Annotated in this window: 3 protein-coding genes and 1 pseudogene; all 4 read left to right on the top strand. The window is 49.7% G+C overall.

Annotation, left to right across the window (positions count from 1 at the left end; all coding sequences use genetic code 11):
* On the top strand, positions 1–3589 hold a 3589-nt coding region (locus VIM72_RS14990; RefSeq protein WP_332003635.1), incomplete at its 5' end, for a SusC/RagA family TonB-linked outer membrane protein.
* Positions 3590–3606: 17 nt separating this feature from the next.
* Entirely contained in the window at positions 3607–5199 is a 1593-nt protein-coding gene (locus VIM72_RS14985) for a SusD/RagB family nutrient-binding outer membrane lipoprotein (protein ID WP_332003634.1), read from the top strand.
* Between the two features lie 32 nt (positions 5200–5231).
* On the top strand, positions 5232–5852 hold the full coding sequence (locus tag VIM72_RS14980; RefSeq protein WP_332003633.1) for a hypothetical protein: 621 nt from the start codon (positions 5232–5234) through the stop codon (positions 5850–5852).
* 35 nt (positions 5853–5887) lie between these two features.
* A pseudogene (locus tag VIM72_RS14975) lies at positions 5888–6250 on the top strand (peptidase); the annotation flags it as partial.

Below are 6250 nucleotides of genomic sequence, written 5' to 3'. Positions count from 1 at the left end.
TCTAAAAACAAATGCCTTCCTGTCCAAATGCAAAAAAATAACAAGCGTTAACCTGGTAGCCGGCCTGCTGCTTTATAGCATTACTTCTCCCGTGCCAGGGCACGCACAGGGAGTGCTCGACAGGAAAATATCGCTGCAGGCAGATGATATGAGCCTGAAAGGCGTGCTGAACCAGATCCACAGCAAGGCGGAGGTAAAATTTGTATATAGCTCCAGTCATATTGCGCTCGACCGGAAAGTATCTGCCAAAGCCAACCAGGAAGCGCTCGGCAAAGTGCTGGACCGCCTGTTGGGTGATCTTGAGATCGGGTTTGTGGTGAATGATAATTATATCATCCTCAAAGAAAATGATCCCGGCGCAAAACGCACCGCCAGTACAGATCTTAACGCTGTTCTTCCGGCAGATATCATTGTGAAAGGAAAAATACTCGGAGAAACAGGCGAGCCCTTTCCGGGCGCCACCATCATGGAGAAGGGGACTGCCAACGGCGTTACCTCCGCAGGCGACGGTACTTTTTCCCTCAAGGTAAAAGAAGGCGCTACCCTCGTGATCACCGCTATCGGCTATAACATCACGGAAGTAAAAGCATCAGAGGCTGGCATCATAAAACTGAAAGCCGCGGTAAAACAATTGCAGGACTTCGTGGTAACCGCCGCAGGGATTGCCCGCCAGAAGAATAGTCTTGGCTATTCAGTAAGCACGGTTACCTCTGACAAGGTAGCCCAGAAATCAGAGCCAGACCCGGTAAGAGCCCTCACGGGTAAAGTGGCGGGCGTGAATATCCAATCTGCCGGCGGCGTGGCGGGAGGCGGTACCAATATCACCATCCGCGGTAACTCCTCGCTCAATGGAAACAACCAGCCGTTGTTTGTGGTAGACGGTGTTCCCTTTGATAACTCCAGCTTTGCCAATGTAGGCGCTGCTACGGTAGGCGGCGTAGGCGTTACCAACCGCGCATTTGATCTTGATCCGAATAATATTCAAACCATGACGGTGCTGAAAGGCGCTGCTGCCGCAGCTTTATACGGATCAAGAGCGGCTAACGGCGCCATCATCATCACCACCAAAGCCGGTAAAAAGAAAAGCCGCAAAGGCACGGAAATTACTTACAACACCGGCTACTCGGTAGAGCAGGTGTCCGGCCTGCCTGAATATCAGACCAAATACGGACAGGGTACCAACAACGACTACCGCCAGGGGGTATACGCTTCCTGGGGCCAGCCGTTTGAAGGAGTGAAAAGTATCCTGCCTACACGCGCTACTATCCCGCATCAGCTTACCCGTCAGTTTTCTTCCGCAGTGTTCCCGCAGTTCTATGAAGCAGATGGTGTAACGCCCATCCAGGTGCCGTATAAATCATATGCAAAGGAAAATGCAAAGAACTTTTTCCGGCAGGGAAGCGTATACGAAAATGCCATCACCATTTCTTCCGGCAGCGAGAAAGGTAACTTTAACGCAGGCTTCTCCAATACCAAAAATAAAGGAGTGGTGCCAGGTAATGAAATCAGCCGCACGGCTGTTAACATTGGTGGAAATATCCGGCTGGAAAATAAATTCTATGCCAGCGGCGCTATTAACTATGTTACCACCCGGCAAAAAACACCGCCGGTAGGAGGGCTTACAGGGTCTATCATGTCTACCCTTATGTACGTGCCTACCAGTTACGACCTCACCAACTATCCATACGAGAACCCGCTGGATGGTAGCAACGTGTACGACTATACGGGAATAGATAACCCTTACTGGTCGGTGAAGCACAGTCCTTCTACCAGTGATGTGGACAGGTACTATGGTAACCTGGTACTGGGATTTGATCCTTTGCCCTGGCTGAATGTACAGAATACCATCGGCTTCAACGCTTATACCGACCGGCGCATGAGCGTGAGGGGAAAAGGCAGTTCCTCTTATCCTAACGGAAGCATCACATCAGATAATATTTACCGCCAGGAACTTGATAATACCCTGCTGCTAACCGCCACCAAACCTCTTACACCAGATATATCCCTGCGCGCTATTCTCGGTAACAACGTGAACCAGCGGCTAACAGACAGGAAAGCATTTTATGGCGACAACATCATTGTTGCCGATCTGATAGATATGAACAATACCAGCTCTGTAACGCCGATCCAGCTCACCAATAACAGGAACATCCTGAAACAGCGCTACTATGCTTTCTTTACAGACATCACCTTTGATTATAAAAACTTTGCTTCCCTCAACTTTGTAGGACGTAATGATATTTCTTCTACACTGCCTGCCAATAACAGGAGTTATTTCTATGGCGGGGTAAACGGATCACTGGTATTTACAGAAGCGTTGCACCTGTCCAAAGAAGTACTAAACTTCGGTAAGGTAAGAGCCGGTTATACCAAAGTGGGCAATGAAGCTTCTCCTTACCAGACACAAAACTTTTACCAGATCAATCCTGTTCTCGGCGCTACCACTACGCCGGCCAATGTAGGATTGCCCTTTACGCCGCAGGGTGGCAGTGTGTACAATGTGGTAACCCAGGCCAACCTGCTCACCAACGCCAACCTGAAACCAGAGTTCATTACGGAGCTGGAACTGGGTACAGAGCTGCAGTTCTTTCATAATCGTATAGGCGTTGACTTTACCTGGTATAATAAGAAAAGTACCTCGCAGATCTTCGAGGTAACAGCAGCGCCTTCATCTGGTTATACCACCCAGATCCTCAACCTTGGTGAAGCCACCAACAAAGGCGTGGAAATAGGGCTGAATGCGGCGCCGCTGCAATCCAATAATGGCCTCAACTGGGATATCTCGGCCAACTTCACCCGCAACCGGAACATTATCCGCAACCTCGGCGGGTACGAGCGCTTCAGCTACGGCGGTACCAACGGCACCAGCAGCGTGCATGTGGTAGGGCAACCCTATGGGCTTATCCAGGGCACGGCCTATGCACGCGACGATGAAGGGAATGTACTGATAGATCCCAACACAGGTAAGCCGCTCATTTCCGGCGCATTGAAAGCTATTGGTAATCCTAATCCTGATTTTATGGTGGGCATTACCAATACATTCCGCTTCCGCAGCTTTTCACTGAATATCCTGTTCGACTGGAAACAGGGCGGGCAGCTCTACTCGCGCACGGTGGCGGAAATGCTGTCCCGTGGCGTTACCCGCGATATGGAAAACCGTGAGTTCACCATCGTATCGCCGGGAGTTTTGGGAGATATCAATACACAAACGCCACTGCGCGACTCCAAGGGCAACAAGATCCCGAATAACGTGGCGCTCTCTTTTGAAGATCATTTTTTCAGTGGAAGCATGGGGCCCGGCAACGGCGGTATCAACGAAGGATCTGTATTCGATGCTACGGTGTTCCGCCTGCGTGAAATTGCATTGGGATATGAGATCCCCAAAAACTTCCTGGGTAAAACGCCTTTTGGATCGGCCTTTATTTCTGTTACCGGCCGTAACCTCTGGTACAACGCTCCTAACTTCCCGAAGTATACCAATTTTGATCCGGAAGTAAGCTCGCTGGGAGTGGGTAACTCACAGGGATATGATAACCTCGCGGTACCCACTACCCGCCGCTTTGGCATAAACCTGAAATGTTCTTTCTGATTATAAAACCTGATATGATGATGGCACTGAAATATATTACGATCGCATTGGCAGGTGTTCTTCTGGCTACCGGCTGTAAGAAGTTTGTGGATATCAATACAGATCCCAACAATCCCACTACTGCACAGTTATCTTTATTGTTGCCCGCTACAGAAGTGTCTATGGCAGCCAACATGTACCAGTTGAACAGCGGCACCGCTACGTTTATGCAATACACCGTTTTCTCCTCCGGCCTGAGCAGGCTGCAGCAGCAGGGTACCAGCTTCAACGATTCCTGGGATGGCTTTTACACGCAAACGCTGAATGATATCGAATCAGTGATAAAAGCAGGTACTGCGCAGGAACAATGGGGATATGTAGCCATCGCCAAACTGGAGAAGGCATACCTCGTAAGCCTGATGGTAGACATGTGGGGCGATATCCCTTATTCACAATCGCAGAAAGGACAGGAAACGGTAAGTCCTCCATTTGAAAAAGGTGCGGATATATATGAGGATCTTTTGAAGATGATCGATGCGGCAGTTGCCGATGCTGCCAAAGTTTCCGCCACCACATTGGTGCCTGCATCGTCGGACCTGTTGTATGGCGGGCTTAAAAGCTCCTGGCTGTTGATGGCGGGCTCCCTGAAATTAAAGCTCTATAACCAGGTGCGCCTGGTGAACCCTGAACGGTCGGCCACTGCTATTAAAGCGTTGATTGCCGATCCTGCTGCGCTGATCAGCACCAATGCGCTGGATTTTACCTTCAGGTTCGGCCCCGGGCAGAATCCCAACAACAGGCATCCCTGGCATCGCTCGGAATACCAGGGCAGCAAAACGTTTTATATGAGCCAGTCGCTCATCGATCTGTTGTTTAACAACGATGATCCCAGGCTCCGCTACTATATCATGCGGCAAAACGCCACTGCAGGGTTAAACAACTCGGCTAACAGCAATGGTTATTACGGCCGGAACCCCGGCGATGGTACTGCTGCTCCCGCTGATCTGAACAGGCGCTCCACTTTCGGGATCTATCCTGCCGGTGGATTGTACGACAATGCACCGGTGAACAACATTCCCGCAGGCAACAAATACCTCACTAATACCGGCGCTACCGGGGCCCTCAAGGTGGTAGGCCCCACGGATGGTACCGGGGCCGGTATTATGCCCATGATCACCAATGCCATGGTGAAGTTTATCCGTGCGGAAGCCGCGCTTACGCTGAATACCGGCGACGATGCCCGGCAGGCTTTTAAAGATGGCATTATTGCCCACCTGAACAGCGTAAGCACTTATGCTGCTGCGAATGGCGGCGTTGTATTGCCTTCCGCTGTTATCACCGGTTTTACAGACGATCTCCTGGTAAAGTATGATGCGGCTACGAACGCAGGAAAACTGGAGCTGGTAATGACGCAGAAATATATCGCACAATATGGCAATGGCATGGAAGCGTATAACGATTACCGCCGTACCGGGCTGCCTGTTTTACGCACGCCGCTGTCGCCGCTCAATACCTTCCCGCTGCGCCTGTACTATTCTGAAACAGAGCTCACCGCCAACACCAGCCTGGGCGATGATGCCAGCCGCCTGCAGGTGGCACAGCAAACAACACCGGTGTTCTGGGATAAATAAGATAAATAATTACGGGGACTAAAATCATCATTATGAAACATTACATAGTAACGATATTGCTTATTGCATCAGTTGCATTTTCCTGTAAAAAAGTGAAATACGAATGGGAAGGATATACTTATACCGCTGTTCCTGTGGTAACGATAGATACTACCAAAACAGCCCTGCCCACGCGGCAGGCAGGCAAGGTGGCTTTCTTTAACCTGAAAGATCCGGAGGTAGCCAGCCAGGAATTTGCTTTTACCCTCAGCTGGGAAGGATTCGGGAAAGAAACAGTTACTTCTATTGAAGTATATACCAGCTATAATAAAGCGGAAACAAGCGTACCTGCGTACCCGTTAGTGATCTCTTTTCCCGGTAACCAATATACGAACATCGCACAGTTCCCATTGCCCAGCATAGTAGGTACCAACGATCATTTATATGAAACGGTAACTACCTTTCCAAAAACGTATTCCTTTACAGCAGCGCAGTTGGCGGTCCTGAATAATGTAAGTCTTTCAAATGTGGCCGTAAACGATTACTTTTTGTTCAAATTTATCCTCAACCTGGCCGATGGCCGCAGGATCGTTACCTTTTTCAATAATATCTGCGATGAAGCAAGAGGCGAACCGGGCGACTGCCGTGTAGGCGTGAGGTTTAAAAAACAATAGAAAACCTGTTTGATCAACCGAAACTGATAACCCGTATGAATAAACGATTTTATTACCTGCTGCTCTTGTTGCTCACTACTGTTGCTGTATCGTGGGCGCAGCAGGTGCCATCTCCCAAAGAGCATTTTGGTTTTAATATCGGGGACGATTATAAGCTGGCAAATTATACACAAACTGCTGCTTACTTTAAAAAGCTGTCGGCCTCGCCCCGTACCAAACTGGTAGACATAGGGCTTACGGAAGAAGGCCGGCACCAGTATATGCTCATTGTATCTTCCCCGGAAAATATAAAACGGCTGGAACGCTATAAAACTATCTCGCAGCAGCTGGCACGTGCGGAAGGGCTTACGGATCAGCAGGCCCGGGAACTGGCCGCTGAAGGCAAAGCCGTTATCTGG

Origin of the sequence: Chitinophaga sp. (genome assembly GCF_036569185.1) — a bacterium.
Lineage (GTDB): Bacteria > Bacteroidota > Bacteroidia > Chitinophagales > Chitinophagaceae > Chitinophaga.
The sequence above is the reverse complement of the archived record's forward strand: the minus strand, read 5'-3'. Positions and strand labels throughout refer to the sequence as shown.